The sequence below is a fragment of the Vibrio sp. 10N.222.48.A3 genome, from assembly GCF_041475345.1.
Classification (GTDB): Bacteria; Pseudomonadota; Gammaproteobacteria; order Enterobacterales; family Vibrionaceae; genus Vibrio; species Vibrio tasmaniensis_A.
This window is the reverse complement of the sequence record NZ_JBFRVX010001630.1, coordinates 1-303: the sequence shown is the minus strand read 5'-3', so window position 1 is coordinate 303 and position 303 is coordinate 1. Positions and strand designations below refer to the sequence as shown.

Genomic DNA, 303 nt, shown 5'->3' with positions numbered 1-303 from the left:
TCTTGACTACTGAAACCACGCAAAATATTAATCAGAGTAATAATAGTGAACAACATGATGACAAGCGATAAATGCCACGCTTCTCCTAGCCCTAATTGAACTAGCCCCATACTCACCATTGAAGACACCACCATCTGCCCGCCGCCAGACATCGCAGCAGCCGCGCCAGCGTTCTTCTTATAAGGCAACATCACCAACGCCTGAGCACAAGGCAATGCAATACCATTGCCAAGAATCATCAAGAACTGGCCAAGCATGAGATACAAAGGCTCAAGTGGGCAAAAGAAAAGCCACAACGCCGCA

The 303-nt window shown here is 47.5% G+C and carries 1 pseudogene; it reads right to left on the bottom strand.

Annotated features, from left to right (window positions below):
- Positions 1-303 (bottom strand): annotated as a pseudogene (locus tag AB4653_RS28145) (MFS transporter); the annotation flags it as partial.